The sequence below is a fragment of the Micromonospora sp. 15K316 genome, assembly GCF_004348525.1.
GTDB lineage: Bacteria > Actinomycetota > Actinomycetes > Mycobacteriales > Micromonosporaceae > Micromonospora.
On record NZ_SMKG01000127.1, the window covers coordinates 1 to 16,401 of the forward strand.

Below are 16,401 nucleotides of genomic sequence, written 5' to 3' on the forward strand. Positions count from 1 at the left end.
GTCAGGGGGTGCGGGAGGGGAGACGGAGGGAGCGGCGCAGCATGGTCAATCGGGAGGTCAGACCGGCGAGGCCGCCGGGGAAGAAGTAGACGGCCAGAATGAAGATCGTGCCGAGCACGAAGAGCGGCTGGGAGAGCGGACGGCTCAGCACCGCGGGCAACGAGTCCACCGCCTCGGAGGTGCCGAACGCGGTGAGCCGGTGGTCCAGGTACATGTAGAGGACACCACCGAGCACCGGCCCCCACCGGGTGCCCGGCCCACCGAGCACCACCATGACCAGCAGCGACAGCGTCAGCTCCGAGGACGTGATGTGCGGCGACGCGCCGCCGACGATCAGGCAGTAGACCACTCCCCCGGCTGCTGCGAGCCCGCCGGCGAGCGTGAACGCCACCAGCCTGTAGCGGTACGGGTCGAGACCGAGCACCCCGATCCGCCGCTCGTCGTCGCGCAGCCCGGCCAGCACCCGACCGGTCGGCGAGCCGCTCACCCGGTGCACCACGAGCACCACCACGGCCAGGTACGCCAGCGCCAACCAGTAGAGGTTCACCGTGTTGGTCACCCCGACCAGCGCCTCGGGCAGCCCGGAGACGTCCAGCGGCAGCCCCTCCTCGCCGCCGGTCAACCCGCCGAAGTCCCGGGCCACCAGGATCGCCCCGACCTGCGCGAACGCCAGCGTCACCATGGCGAACGCGATGCCGACAGTACGCAGCGCCACCGCACCGAGCAGCGCGGCCAGGATGGTCCCGCCGGTGACGGTGAGCAGCGCGGCCTGCCAGAGCGGCAGCCCGGCCCGGGTGACCAGGATGTCGGTGCCGTAGACCCCGGCCGCGAAGTAGAGCGCGTGCCCGAAGGAGAGCATGCCGGTCCGGCCGAAGAGCAGGTCGTACCCGGCGGCCAGCCCGCCGAAGATCAGGCAGACGGCGAGCAGTTGCAGGGTGCCGGGCGAGTTCAGTGGCCCCTCGAAGATGCCGGGCAGGTGCAGCGTCGAGTACGGCAGGATCGCCGCGACCAGCAACGCGACCAGCGGCAGGTACGGCCGTACCCGGTGCCACCGGCCCGGCTGCGGGCTCAGCTCGGCGGGCACCGCCGCGGGCGGCGCCGGTACCTCGGGGCTCTTCACCTCGGTCATGCCGTGGCCACCTTTCCGGCGATGCCCTGCGGGCGCAGCAGCAGCACCGCGGCGAGCAGACCGACCACGCAGATGTCGCCGAGGCCGGACGTGCCGTAGTAGTTGACGAACTGTTGCAGCAGGCCGACCGCGACCGCCGCGTACGCGGAGCCGAGCACCGACCCCATGCCGCCGATGACCACCACGATGAACGCGAAGATCAGTAGTGAGCTGCCCTGCCCGGGTGAGACGGTGCCGAAGTAGACCCCGCCGAGCGCGCCGGCCAGCGCGGCGGCCGCCCCACCGATCGCGAAGACGAGGGTGAACGCCTTGCGCACGTCGATGCCGAGCGCGGTGACCATCTCCCGGTTCTCCACCCCGGCCCGGATCACCAGGCCGTAGCGGGTCCACTGAAGGAAGGCGAGCAGCGCGCCGAGCACCAGCACCGCGGCGATGATCAGCAGCAGACCGCCGTTGGGCACCTGCGCGCCGAGAATCCCGGTCACATCGCGCGTCCACTCGGGACGCGGGAACGGGCGCGCGTCCGCACCCCAGGTGGCCTGGAGCAGCGCCACCCCGGCCAGCGAGAGGCCGACGGTGACGAGCACCTGCTCGATGGTGCGCGAGTAGAGCGGACGGATCAGCACCAGCTCGACGAGGACCGCCACCAGCGTGCCGGCGGCCACCCCGAAGGCGACCGCGAGCACGAAGCCGAACCCGTCCGGCCCCGCGCCGGGGAGGTTCCCCGCCGCCCACCAGGTCGCGTACGCCCCGACGCCGAGGAAGAGCCCGTGCGCGAAATTGAGCACGTCGGCGAGGCCGAAGACCAGGGAGAGCCCGGAGGCGACCAGGAAGTAGAGCGCCGCCAGGCCGAGCCCGGTCAGCGTCAACAGGATCACGGTGCCCATCAGTTCGCGTCCTTCCCGGTCGCGGCGGCCCGGTCCGGCCCGCGGTGCGGCTCACCGGTGCCGACGCCGAGCAGCGACCTGGTCAGCGCCGTCTCCAGCAGCAACTCCCGCGCGTCGCCGGCCCAGGCGACCTGGCCGGCGGCGAGCACCACCGCGTCCCTCGCGAGCCGCCGGACCACTGCCAGGTTCTGTTCGACGAGCAGTACGGGCACCGACTCGGCGACCCGCTCCAGCACCTCGGTCACCTCGGTCACCACCTTCGGCGCCAGCCCCTTGGTCGGCTCGTCGACCAGCAGCAGGCGGTTGTCGTTGAGCAGCACCCGACCGATGGCCAGCATCTGCTGCTGCCCGCCGGAGAGCGAACCGGCCCGCTGCCGCGCGCGCCGCTCCAGCTCCGGGAAGAGCGCGAAGACCTTGTCGTACGCGGGGGTGACGCCCCGCCGTTCGGCGAGCCGCAGGTTCTCCGCCACGGTCAGGCCGGCGAAGACGCAGCGGTCCTCCGGCACGTAACCGAGCCCGCCACGGACCAGCCGGTGGGTGGGGCGGGCGAGCAGGCTCTGCGCCCCCATCCGGATCGTGCCGCGCACCTCACCGTTACGCGGCGTGAGCCCGACGATCGCGCGCAGTGTGGTGGTCTTGCCGACGCCGTTGCGGCCGAGCAGCACGGTCACCCCGGTCGGGGCGACCGGGAAGGACACTCCCTGGAGGATGTGCAGCCCGGCGATCCGGACCGACAGGTTCTCCACGCTGAGGACGGCCTCCATCATGAACCGCCTTCCGATCGCGACTGCGGGGCTCGCAAACCCGGCTCACTCCTCGCGCTCACAGGGACTCCCCCAGGTAGGCCTCCTGGACCGTGGGGTTGGCCATCACCGTCTCCGGGGTGTCGCAGGCGAGCAGCGCCCCGTGGTGCATCACGGCGATCCGGTCCGCCAGCTCCAGGATCACGTCCATGTGGTGCTCCACCATGAGCACCGACCGGCCGCTCTCGCCGGTCAGCGACCGGATCACCGCGACCAACTCCGGGACGTCCTCGGCGCTGACCCCGGCCATCGGCTCGTCGAGCAGCATCACCCGGGGTTCACCGGCGAGCAGCAGCGCGATCTCCAGCTTGCGCTTCTCGCCGTGGGCCAGGGTGCCGGCGAGCGCCGTACCCCGGTGGGCGAGGCCGACCCGGTCGAGCGCCGCGTCGGCGGCGGCGGCCACCTCCCGGTCGGCCGCCGCCCGCCGCCACAGCTTCATCGAGCCCCCGCGGTGCGCCTGCACGGCGAGCCGGACGTTCTCCAGGACGCTGAGCGAGCCGAAGACCGACGACGCCTGGAAGGTACGGCCCAGCCCGAGCCGGGCGCGCCGGTGCGGCGGAAGGTCGGTGATGTCCTTCCCGTCGAGGAGGACCCGACCGTCCGTGGCCCGGCGCAGGCCGGTGATCAGGTTGAAGAGCGAGGTCTTGCCGGCGCCGTTGGGCCCGATGACGCCGAGGAACTCCCCGGGCGCCAGGTCGAGGTAGACGCCGTCGACGATGGCGACCTCGCCGATCCGCCAGGTCAGACCGCGGGTGGCGAGCATCGGGTCAGCCCTTCATGGCCACGGCCGGCGGCGCGGTCTCGTCACCGGTGAGGCTCTTCTGGGCGGTCGCCGTGAACTCGGTGCCGCTGCCGGTCAGCTTCGCCTGGTACATCGGCTGGAGCAGGGCGTGGTCCTCGGCGCGGATCGTCATCTTGCCCTTGATCCCGTCGAAGCTCCAGCCCTCCAGCGCCGTCACCATCTTGTCGACGTCGTCCCCACCCTCCTGCACGGCGCGGACCACCATCTGGGCGGCGGCGAAGCCGTCCGGGTGGAAGAGGTCGACGGTGCCGACCTCGGCCTTGAGCGCCTTGGCGGCCTCGGTGTCGCTGGCCCCGTCGAAGTAGTGCGACAGGAAGGAGATCTTGCTGCCGGCCGCACCGAAGGTGGGCCAGGAGGCACGGATGTCCAGGCCCGTGACGACCGTGGTGGACGAGAGGACACCCTGCTGGTCCAGGGTCTGCCACATGGCGGGGGCGGTGGTGCCGGCCCAGGCGACGAAGAGCAGGTCCGGCTTGGCGGCCTTGATCTGGCTGGCGAACGGGGTGAACTCGGTGGCGCTGGCCGGGGCGCGGACGCTGCTGACGGTCGCGCCGGCACCGCCGATGACGGTCTTCACGGCCGCCTCGTTGGCGTCACCGAAGGCGCCGTCCTGGGCGAACACCACGACCTTCTTGCCGGTCGGGTCGCCGATGAACGACTTCGCGGTCACCACGTCCTGGTACGACTGCCGTCCGGAGCGGAACGTGTACTTGTTCGCGCCGGTCACCGCGTCGGTCGCGGCCGGCCCGGAGATGAAGAGCACCTTGTTCTGCGCCGCGATAGGGGCGACCTGGAGCGCCACGCCGGAGGCGGTGGAGCCGGCAATGATCTTGGTGCCCTTGCCGATCAGGTCCTTCGCCGCGGAGACCGCCTTCGCCGGGTCACCGGCGTCGTCGGCCTCGGTGATCTCGATGGCCCGGTCGCCGACCTTGTTGGTGCCCTTGGTCGCGAAGTCGAGACCGGCCTTGAAACCCTCGATGTACTGCTTCCCGTAGCTGGCCAGGGCACCCGACTGGGAGTACACCAGGCCGACCTTGACCGGCGCGGCGCTGTCGCCGCCGCCGGAGGCGGTGTCCTGCGGGCTGCCACAGGCCGTGGCGGCCAGGGCCGCGGCCATCATCGTGGCGGCGGAGAGGAACACCCGCCGCGTCGTCCGGACCGTCATTACGACTCCACGTGAGGACTCGGAGGGAGGGAACTCATTGTCGGCTCACGCTAGAAGTGACGTCACCCACGAGCTATGTGGTCGATACACACAAGTAACCGGAGCGGGGTGGCCGGGCCTTACAACGGGCCGTGCACACCCACCCGGGCGCCGCATGGTGATGGCGGCGGACGCCGGTTTCGCCGTACCGCATGTGTCGGCCCCGGCCATCGACCCCGGCCGCCGGACAACCAGCGGCAAGATCGACACGGCTTCAGGGAAGTCCGTGTGTCGCGTACCCCTTGATGGCCCGACTTCCTTGAAGTCGGGCAGGCCGGCGGCTGGCAGACCGCCTTCGATTGACCGGCAGTTGGTCGCCGGGTGACCTGCGGACGAATCTCCGGATCGCCGGTTCACCCTCCCCGATTCCGGCGGAAAAGGAAGATTGTCTGGTGCGCCGGTTTCTCCGTCACCCCGTGCGGCTGGTGCCGTTCGGCTTCCTGGCGGTGATCCTGCTCGGCACCGGCCTGCTGATGCTGCCCTGGGCGACCAACGAACACCGGTACACGCCCTTCGTGACCGCCCTCTTCACCGCCACCTCGGCGGTCTCCGTGACCGGCATGGCAGTGGTCGACACGCCGGACTACTGGAACCCGTTCGGGCTCGCCATGATCACCGTGCTCACCCAGATCGGCGGGATCGGCATCGTCACCGGCGCCACCCTGGTCATCCTCCTGGTGGCACGGCAACTCGGGCTGCGCAACCGGTTGCTGGTCCAGGCCGAGACCCAGGAGTTCGGCTTCGGCGACGTACGGCGACTGTTGCTGCGCATCGCCGCCACGGCGCTGGTCTGCGAGGCGGTGATCACCGTGATCCTCACCCTTCGCTTCCACTTCGGCTACGACTACTCGCTCGGGCGCGCGCTCTGGCACGGCGTCTTCCACGCCGTCCAGGGCTTCAACAACGGCGGCTTCGCGCTCTACCCGGACAACCTGGTCGGCTTCGCCAAGGACGGGTGGATCACGCTCCCGCTCGCCCTCGGCGCGATCATCGGCGGCCTCGGCTTCCCGGCGCTCTTCGAAGCGGTACGCGAGTGGCGCCAGCCCTCCCGCTGGGCGGTCGCCACCAAACTCACCGTCTGGGGCAGCATCGCGCTACTCCTGGTCGGCTTCCTCGGCCTGCTCCTCGCCGAGTGGACCAACCCGCGCACCCTCGGCGCCTACGCCTGGCCCGACAAGCTGCTCGCGGCGTTCACCCAGGACGCCTTCATCCGTACGGGCGGATTCAACGTCGTCCCCACCGACGCGCTCGACGAGGAGACCTACCCGTTGATGATCGCGCTCATGTTCATCGGCGGCGGCAGCGCCAGCACCGCCGGCGGCATCAAGGTGGCGACCTTCTTCCTGCTCGCCTTCGTCATCTGGGCGGAGATCCGGGGCGAGCCGGACGTGACCATCGGGCGGCGCCGGGTGGCGAACGCCAGCCAGCGGCAGGCGATCACGCTGGTCCTGATCAGCGTCGTGCTGCTCGCCATCGGCACGGTCACGCTGATCCTGATGACCGAGAACACCCGGGCCCTCCAGACGCTGTTCGAGGTGACCTCCGCGTTCACCACCACCGGGCTCTCCGTCGGGATCGCCCCGGCGCTGCCCGAGAGCGGCCAGCTCGCCCTCGTCGTCCTGATGTACATCGGTCGGGTGGGACCGCTCACCCTCGGCTCGGCGATCGCCCTGAACACCCGGCGCCGGCTCTACCGCTACCCAGAGGAGCAACCCATTGTCGGATAGGGAGAGCGAGGCGGGTGGCGTCGCGGTGGTCGGGTTGGGACGGTTCGGTGGGCAACTCGCCGGCTCGCTGATCCGGCTCGGCCACGAGGTCCTGGCCATCGACCGCAACCCCGACCTCGTCCAACGCTGGTCGGACCAGCTCGATCGGGTCGTACAGGCCGACGCCACCGACGAGGACGCGCTGCGCCAGGTGGGCATCACCGACTTCGACCGCGTCGTGGTGGCGATCGGCGCGTCCGTCGAGGCGAGCGTGCTCACCGTGCTGGCCCTGGTGGAGCTCGGCGTGTCACAGGTCTGGGCGCGCGCCACCTCCGACAAGCACGCGAGGATCCTCGGGGCGGTCGGCGCGCATCACGTGATCTTTCCGGAGGCGGAGACCGGCGAGCGGGTGGCGCACCTGATCGTCACGCGGATGCTCGACTTCATCGAGTTCGGCGCCGACTTCGCCATCGCGAAGGTCCGCGTGCCGCACGCCCTGGCGGGAAAGCCGCTCTCGCAGATCAGGCCGATCGAGCACCACGGCGTACGGGTGCTCGGCGCCAAGCACCCCGGCGAGCCGTTCGCGTACGCCTCGGACTCCACAGTGCTCCGGCCGGACGACGTCCTGGTCGTCGAGGGCGACCTGGACCATCTCCAACGCTTCGCCGACCTCCCCTGACCCTTTGCCCCCTGCTCCCAGCCCCTGCCGCCGGAGCCCGGGCCCTCCGGGGCGCGCACTTTCCCCGAAAGAGTGGCCATCCGAGCGCGAATGGCCACTCGCTCCGAGAAAGTGCGCGGATCTTGGGTGGGGCGGGGCGGTTACTTCTTGGCGGGCTTGCCCTTGGGGGGCTTGTCGGGCTTGTCGGGCTTGGGCTTCGGATGCCCGGCGGGGCCGCCGCCCGGACCGGAGCCGCCGCCGGGGCCGCCGGAGCCGGTGCCGCGCGACGTGGTGCTCGCCTTCGTGGTGGTGGCCTCGGTCGGGGACGTCGTGGCCGCCGGGGACTTCGTGGCCGCCGGGGTCGGCGCCCGGCCCGCCACCCCGGACACCTGCACCCCGCAGCTCTCGCCGCCGACGGTGAACGTGACCGGCAGCGGGTTCCCCCCGGTGTAACGTCCCGCGAGGCTGACCTTCTCGGCGGCGCCCGGCGCCAGCGCGGGCCGCACCGCCGGCGGACGCACCACCACCGTCCGCCCCTGCTGGCTCGCGGACGCCGGAGTCGCCCGGGTCACCGTCTGCCGGCCGGGAAACGTGAAGCTCATCGCCCAGTCGCGCAGTTCCCGGGCGCCCGTGTTGGTGAGCGTCAGCTCGGCGGCGAAGTCCTTGCCGGAGTCGCTGCGCAGCGCGTACGCCACCTGGCAGACGGGCGTGCCCGGCATCCCCAACCGGGCCTCGGTCGGCGGCTCGACCCCGCCGCTCGCCGGGCTCCGCGCGGTCACCCCCCAGAGCGCCGCGGTGACCGCCACCAGGCCCGCCGCCACCGCCCCGGCCTCCACGCGCCGGCGCCGGGTCACGGCCCGCCGGTGCCGGGTGGACAGCGGCAGCGCACCGGTCTCGGCCGACCAGGGCAGGATCGTCGTGCCGGCGTCCGCCAAGGTGACCGGGCCCGCCGGACCGGCAGCCGGCGAGACGGGCACCGCGGTGAGCACCCCCGCCGCGTCGGCCAGCGCGCGGGCCAGCTCCGTCGTGGCGGGCCGCTCCTCGGGGCGCTTCGCCAGGCAGCGATGCACCAGGTCGGCCACCCCATCGGGGAGCGTCGGCACGGCGGGCATCGGATCCGGGTCGTTGTACAGGTGCGCGCGCAGCATCTCGGTGGTGGTGCTGGCCTGCCATGGCAGCCGGCCGGTGAGCATCCGGTACAGCAGCAGGCCCACGGCGTACACGTCGGTGGCGGGTGACACCTGGCCGCCGTCGAGGCGCTCGGGTGCGAGGTAGGCGGGGGTGCCGAGCAGGGCGCCGTCCGTGCCCCTCTCGCTCTCCCCCACCAGGGCGGAGATGCCGAAATCGACGACCTTCACCCCGGTCGGCGTCGGCATCACGTTGCCCGGGGTGACGTCGCGGTGCACCACCCCCCGGGCGTGTGCGGTGGCCAGCGCTGAGGCGACCTCGGCGGCGATTGTCACCGCCTCCCGCCAGGGCAACCGCCGCTCCCGGCCGAGCCGGCCACTCAGCGAGCCGCCGTCGATCAGCTCCATCACCACGTACGGGACGGTGACGCCGTCGTGCTCGGCCTCCCCGTAGTCGTAGACGTTGGTGATGTGGGGGTGGCACAGCCGCGCGGCGGCCTGCGCCTCGACCCGGAGCCGGTGCCGGAAGGCGCGCTCGCTGGCCAGCCGGGACGCCAGCACCTTGACCGCGACCTGGCGCCCGAGCACCTCGTCGTACCCGCGCCAGACCACGGACATGCCACCTGCACCGAGCTGCTCGATGAGCCGGTACCGCTCACCGAGCGGCCGCACACCGAACCGGTCCCCTCCACCCATGGTCGAGGTTGTTGCCCGGACCGGTCCGGGCTACACCTCTCGGGGCGAAATCGCTCAGGAAGTCACTCGATCAGGCGGTGGCGAGCAGCTGGTCCACCGGCGCGTAGTCGTCGGTGAGCACCAACGCCTCGCCGACGAACTCGTCCAGCTCGGCGTCGGCGATCAGGGTCGCGCGCCCGTCCACCTCGGCCAGTCGGTCGCGGATCGCGTCCATCGGCAGCGGCGCGTCGGAGGCGACGAGGACGAAGTTGGAGCCCTGCTCACCGATGATCGCCTCCGGTGGGGCGATCAGCGCGACGTGCCGGAACTCGGCGGCGACGGTGGCCAGTTCGCTGCGGATGAAGCGCAGCGGCGGATAGTCGATGACGTTCTGCACGTAGATGCCGCTCGCGCGCACCACCCGGCGCACCTCGGCCACCATCTCCCGGGTGGCCAGGTGCCAGGGCACCACCAGATGCCCGAAAGCGTCGCCGACCACCAGGTCCCGGCTCTCGTCGGCCTCGGCGGCGACCAGCAGCCGCGCGTCCCCGGCCACCGCCCGCAGGTCGGGCCCCTGGCGTACGCCGAGCTCACGCTCGCCGAGCTCGATGAGCCCGCCGTCGATCTCGAAGACCAGGTTGTCGCTGCCGGGACGGGTGGCGGTCAGGTAGCGGGGCACGGTGAAACCGCCCCCGCCCAGGTGCAGTGCGTCCAGCCGCTGCCCGGCCGGTGCGGCCACGTCGGCCACCGCGCCGAACCACTTCGTGTACGCGTACTCCAGGTGACGGGGGTCGGCGAGGTCCACGTACGAGTGCTGCGCCGAGTTGAGCAGCAGAGTCCGCCCGGTCGACCGGGACGAGTCCACCTCGACCTTCGCGCAGTGGTAGGCCGTCTCGATGTCGCACGGGTTCGGCGCCACCGTGCTGAGGCCGGCGCCGACCAGACCGAGCACCGCCAACGCCGCCTTGGTCCGGCCCCGACCGGGCAGCTCCGCGGCGCCCTGCCGGTGCAGGTACCAGCCGAGGACCAGGCCGGCGACGCCGAGCGAGATCGCCAGCGCCAGCAGGATCACCGTGCTGCGCAGCGCGGCGACCAGCACGAAACCGGTGGAGAGGGTGGCCGTGATGCCGCCGAGCGTGCCGATGCTGGACAGCCGGCCGACCACCTGGCCGGTGCGGCGCAGGTCGGCGAGCTGGAGCTTGACGACCAGCGGGGTGATCGCGGAGAGCAGCAGCGCCGGAACGAAGACGGCCAGGGCGACGAGGAGCAGGATGGCGCTGGCCGCCCCGCCGCGCAGCACCTCGCCCGCGTACCGGACGACCGGCAGGGTGACGGCGGTGGCGATACCGGCGAGCACGAGCGCGGGCGCCAGCAGCGGGCGCGGGTCACGCCGGTCGGCCAGCCGGCCCCCGGCCCACGCCCCGTAGGCGATCGCGGCCAGCGCGATGCCGATCACCGAGCTGGTCACCTGGAGGGTGACGCCGACGTACGGGCCGACCAGGCGCAGCGCGACCGTCTCCAGCACCAGGACGGCTCCGCTGGAGAAGAAGACGAGGAAGGCGGCGAGCCCGTTGGGCAGGGCCCGAGCGGTGCCGGGCACGGAGGGCGCGGGTGGGTCCACGACGTCGGACGGTGAGAGATTCATCGTCGCGATGGTACGCAGCCCACCCGCCCCCGCGGGTCAGTACATCGATAGATGAACATGATTCGTGTGGCTCGCCGCCGGGCTGCCGCTGCCACTGTAGGAGCGCCAGCCGGTGCCGGGATGCCAGATCTGCCGGTACCAGATCACGTAGAGCACACCGAGCCGATCGGCGTTGCGCACGTGCCACGCGGCCAGACTGTCGCCGTACGCCTTGTCGCCACCGGTGGCGTTCTCGTCCTTGAAACCTCCCGCGGCGGCCGAGAAGTCGCAGGCCCGCCCCTTGGGATGCTCACCGTCGCCACCGCTGCGGTAGCAGGAGACATGGCGCGTGTAGCCGGCCGCCTTCGTCTGCTGCAGGGCGTTGAGGGTGCGCGGAGTGATGCAGCCGGAGGTGGTCGGGTCGTTCACCGAGCAGGACTCCGACGGCCAGGAGCCGTCCGAGTTGCGCGGGGCGGGCTTCGCCGAGGTCGAACTGGCGCCGCCGAAGCCGCCACTGCCGCCGGAGCTGACCGCGGCCAGCGCCGCCTCGGCCTCCTTCTTCTTCTTCGCCATGACGGCGAGCTGCTTCGCCTGCTGCCGCACCTCGGCGTCGATGGCGAGCTTGGCCCGCTGCGCCTGCTCGCGCGCCTCCGTCAGTTCGCGCAGCCGCTTGGCGTCCCGCTGTGCCATCAGGTCGAGGTTGGCCGCCCGCTCCAGGAACGCGTCGGGGGAGGCGCTGCCCAGCAGCATCGACGCCGGGGTGAGTCGGCCCACCCGGTAGGAACGGGCCGCCACCTCGCCGACCTGCGTGTTGAGGTCGTTCACCCGCGTCTGGAGCGCGGTGAGTTGACCGGTCAACTGCTTCTGCCGGCGCTTGGAGTTGTCGAGCTTCTGCTTCGCCTCGATGTGCGCCCGGGCGGTGGCCGTCAGCGCGTCCCGCAGCTTCTTGGTGCCGCCCTCGTTCGGCTCCGCGTACGCGGGCACCGCGCCGCTGCCGAGCAGCAGCGCGACGGCGGCGAGCAGCGCGATCAGCGGGCCGCGGGCGCGACGCCGGCTGGGCATGATCCTGGGCACGACAGCGTCCTTCCGTCGACCGCCGGCCCCCCGGTGCATCCTGCGCGGCGGCGGTCCCACCGGCCCCGTTCGGCGGCCTGCTGGCGGTGACCGCCGGTCACGATACCGGACCGGACGACGCCGGCCGGTCCCGTGAACGCCGGGGGGCGCGTCGCGTCGACGCACCGTGTCGGGCCGGTCGCCGAGCGCGTGGATCAGCCGTCGAGCAGCGTCGCTCGGACCTCTTCCCAGATCCGATCGCTCGCTGCGACGAGCAGGCCGTTCCCCTCGCCGGCCGGGTGGTACTCGGCGCCGTCGAACCGGCGGGCGACGCCGCCCGCGCAGCGGACCAGCAGCGTCCCGGGGGCGTGGTCCCAGGGCAGCGTGCGCCAGAAGACCGCGAACTGCTGCCGCCCGACGAGGATGTCCAGGTACTCCCGGCCGGCGCAGTGCTGCCCGGGAAGCAGTTCGCCGATCCGGTCGCCGCCGGCGCGCACCCGGTCGCGGTTCGCCGACGGGAGGAACCGGGTCATCGCCATCCCACGCAGCCGGCCGAGCTCCGCGGAGGCCGCGTCCGTACGGATCGGACTCCCGTCGACGTACGTCCCCTCGCCGGACCGGCAGGTGGCGAGCGTGTCGGCGAGCGGGTCGAACACCCAGGACGCGGCGGGTCGTCCCTCGCTCAGCAGCGCCACCATCAACGCGAACGGCCGCCGGCCGGCGGCGAAGTTCGCGGTGCCGTCGACCGGGTCGACGAGCCACACGTCTCCGCTGCCGCGCAGGTGCCGCAGCAGCCCCTGATCCTCGGCGACCGCCTCCTCACCGACCACCACCGAGCCCGGACGGAGCCGGCGCAACCCGTTCGAGATCATCTCCTCGGCCCGGCGGTCGGCGACGGTGACGATGTCGCCGGGCGCCTTCTCCGCGACGTCGGAGTCGTCCAGCTTCTGGAACAGGGGGAGCACGACCTGGTCGGCTGTCTCACGGAGCAGGACACCGACGTCGTCGAGCAGGGTGTCAGCCACGCGGCGGCAGCTTCACCACGCTGACGAAGAACTCGTCGATCTGGCGGACCACCGAGATGAACCGTTCGAAGTCCACCGGCTTGGTCACGTAGGCGTTGGCGTGCAGCTGGTAGCTGCGCAGGATGTCCTCGTCGGCCTGCGAGGTGGTGAGCACCACCACCGGGATCCGGCGGAGCTCCTCGTCCTTCTTGATCTCCGCGAGCACCTCCCGGCCGTCCCGGCGGGGCAGGTTGAGGTCGAGCAGGATCAGGTCCGGGGTTACCGCCTCGGCGTACTGGCCCTCACGGCGCAGGTACGCCAACGCCTCGGCCCCGTCGGAGACGACGGTCAGCCGGTTGCGCAGCTTGTGTTCCTCGAACGCCTCCTGGGTCATCAGCACGTCACCCGGGTCGTCCTCGACCAGCAAGACCTCGATCGGACTCTTCCCGTCCGCCGGCGCGGTCATCCCACTGTCTCCCTCATGCCACCCGTCCTACCGCCTTCCGGCGCTTCCTCCGTGCCCTCCGACCGGTCCCGCTGCTCCGGCGAGCCCTCCGCGACGCCGTCCGGCGTCTCCCCCGCCTGCGCCCCGGCGGTCTCGTCCGGGCCGTCGCCGGTCCCCGGTCCATCCTCCTGCAGCGCGGGCAGGGTGAACCGGATCGCGGTGCCCTCCGAGACGTCGGTGTCCACCCAGACCCGACCGCCGTGGTATTCCACGATCTTCTTGACGATGGCCAGCCCGATACCGGTGCCCGGGTAGGCGTCCTTCGAGTGCAGCCGCTGGAAGATGACGAAGATCTTGTCGGCGAACTCGGGCTCGATGCCGATGCCGTTGTCCCGGCAGGTTATCTCCCACTCGTCGCCCACCTGCCGGGCGGAGATGTGCACCTTCGACGGCACGTCCGGCCGGCGGAACTTGATCGAGTTGCTGACCAGGTTGACGAGCAGATTGGTCAGCAGGGGTTCCTCGCCCCGGATCACCGGCAGCTCCGACCAGGTCAGTTCGGCGTCCGCGTACTGCCGGGCCGCCTCGGTCTGACCGGCCACCTCCCCCATCACCTTGTTCAGGTCGACCTCGGTGAAGCCGGCGGTCAGCCGGCCGATCCGGGAGAACGCCAGCAGGTCGTTGATCAGGCGCTGCATCCGCTGCGCGCCGTCCACCGCGAACGCGATGTACTGGTCGGCCCGCTCGTCGAGCTGACCGGCGTAGCGGCGCTGGAGCAGCTGGCAGAAGCTGGCGACCTTGCGCAGCGGCTCCTGGAGGTCGTGCGAGGCGACGTACGCGAACTGCTCCAGGTCACGGTTGGAGCGGGTCAACTCCTCGGCCTGCTTCTGGAGCTGGCTGTTGACCCACTCGATCCGCTGCCGCGCCTCGCGCACCTCGGAGAGGTCCGCCGCGATCCTGCGGCGCATCGCGTCCACGTCGTCGGCGAGCTGCACGAACTCGGGCGGGCCGGAACCGGGGATCGCGTGCTGGAAGTCCCCCTCGGCGACCCTCCGCACGTGCTGGGCGAGCTCGGTGAGCGGACGCACGACCGTCCGGTCCAGCGAGAGCAGCAGCAGCGCACCGGTGACCACGACCACCAGGGCGGCGACGATCAGCAGCACGGCGAGCAGGTTCCCGCTGCGACGCGCCTCCCGCGCGTTGTTCTCCCGGGCGTCGAAGATCTCGGCCTGGAGATCGTCCACGGCGGCCCGTACCTCGTCGAACTGCTGCCGGGCCACCTCGGTGACGAGCGCCTGACCCGCCGCCGTGCCCTGCCGCTCGGTCACCGTGATCACCGGCACGGCGACCGATTGTCGCCACTCCTCGGCCCGGGTCTCGACCTGGCGCAGGTCTCCCTCGACCTGCGGGTAGTCGTCGAGCAGTCGTCGCATCGAGGCGATGATGTCCTGTTCCTGCCGCACCCCGGCCTCGTACGGGCCGAGGTCGGCCCGGTCGCCGCTCACCGCGAAGCCGCGTACCGCGGTCTCCTGGTCGAGCAGGGCGTTGAGCAGCTCCTGCGACTGCACCCGCAGCGGGCCGGTCTGGTTCAGCAGCGCGTCGACCTGGTTGCGGCTCCGCTCGGCAAGCGACGCCTCCGCCACCGCCAGCCCGATGAGCAGCACGCCGACGATCGCGAGCAGCGCGACCACCCGCTTGCGCAGGCTCCAGCCGCGCAGGCCGGCGCTCATCGGCCACCTCCCCGGGTGACCAGCAGCATGGCGACGTCGTCGGCGAGCGGACCGCCGTTGATCTGCTCGGCCCGCCCGACGAGCCAGGCCGGCAGCTCGGGCAGGGGCACCTCGCGGCTGGCCGGTTCCGCTAGCAGCTCGCCGAGCCCGGGCACGTCGAGTCGATCGTCGCTGTCGCCCACGCGCCCCTCGATCAGGCCGTCGGTGTACATCAACAGGGACCAGTCCTCGGTGTCGAACTTCAGGTCGTAGGCGACCGGCGGGCGGGGCCGGACGCCGAGGAGCAGGCTGCCCGGGGCGGGCACCGGCGCCACCCCACCGCGGCTGAGCAGCAGCGGCGGCGGGTGCCCGGCCAACCGTACGACCGCCCGGTTGGCGTCCAGGTCGAGCCGCGCCGTCGCCACGGTCGCGAAGATCTCCTGGAGCCGGCGTTCGCTCATCAGCACCTGCTCCAGCGCGGGCAGCACCTCGTCGTCGGGCACCCCGGCGAGCACCAGGGCGCGCCAGGCGACCCGGAGCTCGACGCCGAGCGCCGCCTCGTCGACCCCGTGCCCGCAGACGTCGCCCACGATCAGGTCCACCCGGTCGGGGCGGGTCTGCACCACGTCGTAGAAGTCGCCGCCGATCAACGCGGCGTGCCGGCCGGGCCGGTAGAACGTGTGCACCGCGAGCTGGTCGGTCGACATCAGCGGCTGCGGCAGCAGGCCCCGTTCCAGGCGGGCCGACTCGGCCTGGCGCAGCTCGACCTCGCGCAACCGGCGGGCGTTCTCGTCGGCGCGCTTGCGCTCGACGGCGTAACGCAGCGCCCGGGTCAGCAGGACACCGTCGACCTGCCCCTTGACGAGGTAGTCCTGGGCTCCCTCGGCGACCGCCACGATGCCCAGGTGCTCGTCGCTGCGCCCGGTCAGCACGCAGACCGCCGCCCCGCTCGCCATCTCCAGCACCTGGCGCAGCCCGTCGAGGCCCTGCGCGTCCGGAAGGCCGAGGTCGAGCAGGACGCAGTCCACACCCGTCACCCGCTGGCGCGCCTCGCTGAGGCTCGTCGCCACCAGCAGCTCGATCATCGAGTTGGTCTCGGCCAGCAGCTCACCGACCAGGAAGGCGTCGCCCTCGTCGTCCTCGACCAGCAGCACCCGCAGCCGCTCGCCCGGTGGCAGGTGGGGGTGTCGTCCCAGGCCGCCGTGCGGATACGGCACCACGGGGGAACCGGCCAGACCGGTCCCCCGGTTCGGCCGGGTCACCGCCGCCAGACGCGGGAGTTCGCTGGTGATGTCGGGCTCCTTCCGAGTGCCCTGCTGATCCTGTATTAGACAACGGTCGCACACAACACGACGGACTCGGTCCGGCCGGGCATGGGCCGAATCACGACCCACCGAGGGGCAAAGCGGACACGCGAGGGTCCCGTCGATCGGACCCGCGCTTCCCGGCCCGGGACGCCCGGCCGGGCACCGGTCGGACGGCGTCGCACCGCAGGCGGCGCCGTCACGTCCCGGGTCCCCGGTACGGGCCGGCGCGGGGCAGGATGGTCCCAGCCCTGGCCCCGTCCCCGAGGAG

General features: G+C 72.1%; 14 protein-coding genes. 2 read left to right on the forward strand and 12 right to left on the reverse strand.

Features of this window, described 5'->3' with window-relative positions; all coding sequences use genetic code 11:
• Nucleotide 1: 1 nt before the first annotated feature.
• From E1211_RS21425 to E1211_RS21445, 5 genes are read right to left on the reverse strand one after another with little or no spacing between them, the layout of a single operon-like run.
• Nucleotides 2-1,129 (reverse strand): branched-chain amino acid ABC transporter permease, encoded by a 1,128-nt coding sequence (locus E1211_RS21425; protein WP_132350796.1) that lies wholly within the window; start codon nt 1,127-1,129, stop codon nt 2-4.
• Nucleotides 1,126-2,016, reverse strand: coding sequence for a branched-chain amino acid ABC transporter permease (locus tag E1211_RS21430; RefSeq protein WP_132350797.1), 891 nt, complete (start codon nt 2,014-2,016; stop codon nt 1,126-1,128). Before E1211_RS21430 ends, E1211_RS21425 begins: the two co-directional genes overlap by 4 nt.
• Nucleotides 2,016-2,783 (reverse strand): ABC transporter ATP-binding protein, encoded by a 768-nt coding sequence (locus tag E1211_RS21435; RefSeq protein ID WP_132350798.1) that lies wholly within the window; start codon nt 2,781-2,783, stop codon nt 2,016-2,018. The genes E1211_RS21430 and E1211_RS21435 overlap by 1 nt, the downstream gene beginning before the upstream one ends.
• A 55-nt stretch (nt 2,784-2,838) precedes the next feature.
• Nucleotides 2,839-3,582 carry an ABC transporter ATP-binding protein gene (locus E1211_RS21440; RefSeq protein WP_132350799.1) on the reverse strand — a complete coding sequence of 248 codons (744 nt, stop codon included), beginning with the start codon at nt 3,580-3,582 and terminating at the stop codon, nt 2,839-2,841.
• A 4-nt stretch (nt 3,583-3,586) separates the two neighbouring features.
• A complete protein-coding gene (locus E1211_RS21445) occupies nt 3,587-4,786 on the reverse strand; it encodes a substrate-binding domain-containing protein (RefSeq protein ID WP_132350800.1) in 1,200 nt (399 codons plus the stop codon).
• Nucleotides 4,787-5,217: 431 nt separating this feature from the next.
• Between E1211_RS21445 and E1211_RS21450 the strand changes: the two genes are divergently transcribed.
• Nucleotides 5,218-6,552, forward strand: coding sequence for a TrkH family potassium uptake protein (locus tag E1211_RS21450; RefSeq protein WP_132350801.1), 1,335 nt, complete (start codon nt 5,218-5,220; stop codon nt 6,550-6,552).
• Nucleotides 6,542-7,210: a TrkA family potassium uptake protein gene (locus E1211_RS21455; RefSeq protein ID WP_165947311.1), complete on the forward strand. Its 669-nt coding sequence runs from the start codon at nt 6,542-6,544 to the stop codon at nt 7,208-7,210. The genes E1211_RS21450 and E1211_RS21455 overlap by 11 nt, the downstream gene beginning before the upstream one ends.
• 140 nt (nt 7,211-7,350) lie before the next feature.
• Here the strand turns inward: E1211_RS21455 and E1211_RS21460 are convergent, their stop codons facing one another.
• The 7 genes from E1211_RS21460 to E1211_RS21490 form a co-directional block, all read right to left on the reverse strand.
• The gene (locus E1211_RS21460) at nt 7,351-9,012 is read right to left on the reverse strand and encodes a serine/threonine-protein kinase (RefSeq protein ID WP_132350802.1); all 1,662 of its coding nucleotides are present in this window, start codon (nt 9,010-9,012) and stop codon (nt 7,351-7,353) included.
• A gap of 70 nt (nt 9,013-9,082) precedes the next feature.
• Nucleotides 9,083-10,636 (reverse strand): fused MFS/spermidine synthase, encoded by a 1,554-nt coding sequence (locus E1211_RS21465; protein ID WP_132350803.1) that lies wholly within the window; start codon nt 10,634-10,636, stop codon nt 9,083-9,085.
• Nucleotides 10,637-10,672: 36 nt separating this feature from the next.
• Nucleotides 10,673-11,677 (reverse strand): hypothetical protein, encoded by a 1,005-nt coding sequence (locus E1211_RS21470; protein ID WP_207915460.1) that lies wholly within the window; start codon nt 11,675-11,677, stop codon nt 10,673-10,675.
• Between the two features lie 206 nt (nt 11,678-11,883).
• Nucleotides 11,884-12,693, reverse strand: coding sequence for an inositol monophosphatase family protein (locus tag E1211_RS21475; RefSeq protein ID WP_132350805.1), 810 nt, complete (start codon nt 12,691-12,693; stop codon nt 11,884-11,886).
• Nucleotides 12,686-13,138: a response regulator gene (locus tag E1211_RS21480; RefSeq protein ID WP_132350806.1), complete on the reverse strand. Its 453-nt coding sequence runs from the start codon at nt 13,136-13,138 to the stop codon at nt 12,686-12,688. Before E1211_RS21480 ends, E1211_RS21475 begins: the two co-directional genes overlap by 8 nt.
• Complete coding sequence (locus E1211_RS21485) at nt 13,135-14,847, reverse strand: ATP-binding protein (protein WP_132350807.1); 1,713 nt, start codon at nt 14,845-14,847, stop codon at nt 13,135-13,137. The genes E1211_RS21480 and E1211_RS21485 overlap by 4 nt, the downstream gene beginning before the upstream one ends.
• A complete protein-coding gene (locus E1211_RS21490; protein ID WP_132350808.1) occupies nt 14,844-16,046 on the reverse strand; it encodes a PP2C family protein-serine/threonine phosphatase in 1,203 nt (400 codons plus the stop codon). The genes E1211_RS21485 and E1211_RS21490 overlap by 4 nt, the downstream gene beginning before the upstream one ends.
• Between the last annotated feature and the right edge of the window lie 355 nt (nt 16,047-16,401).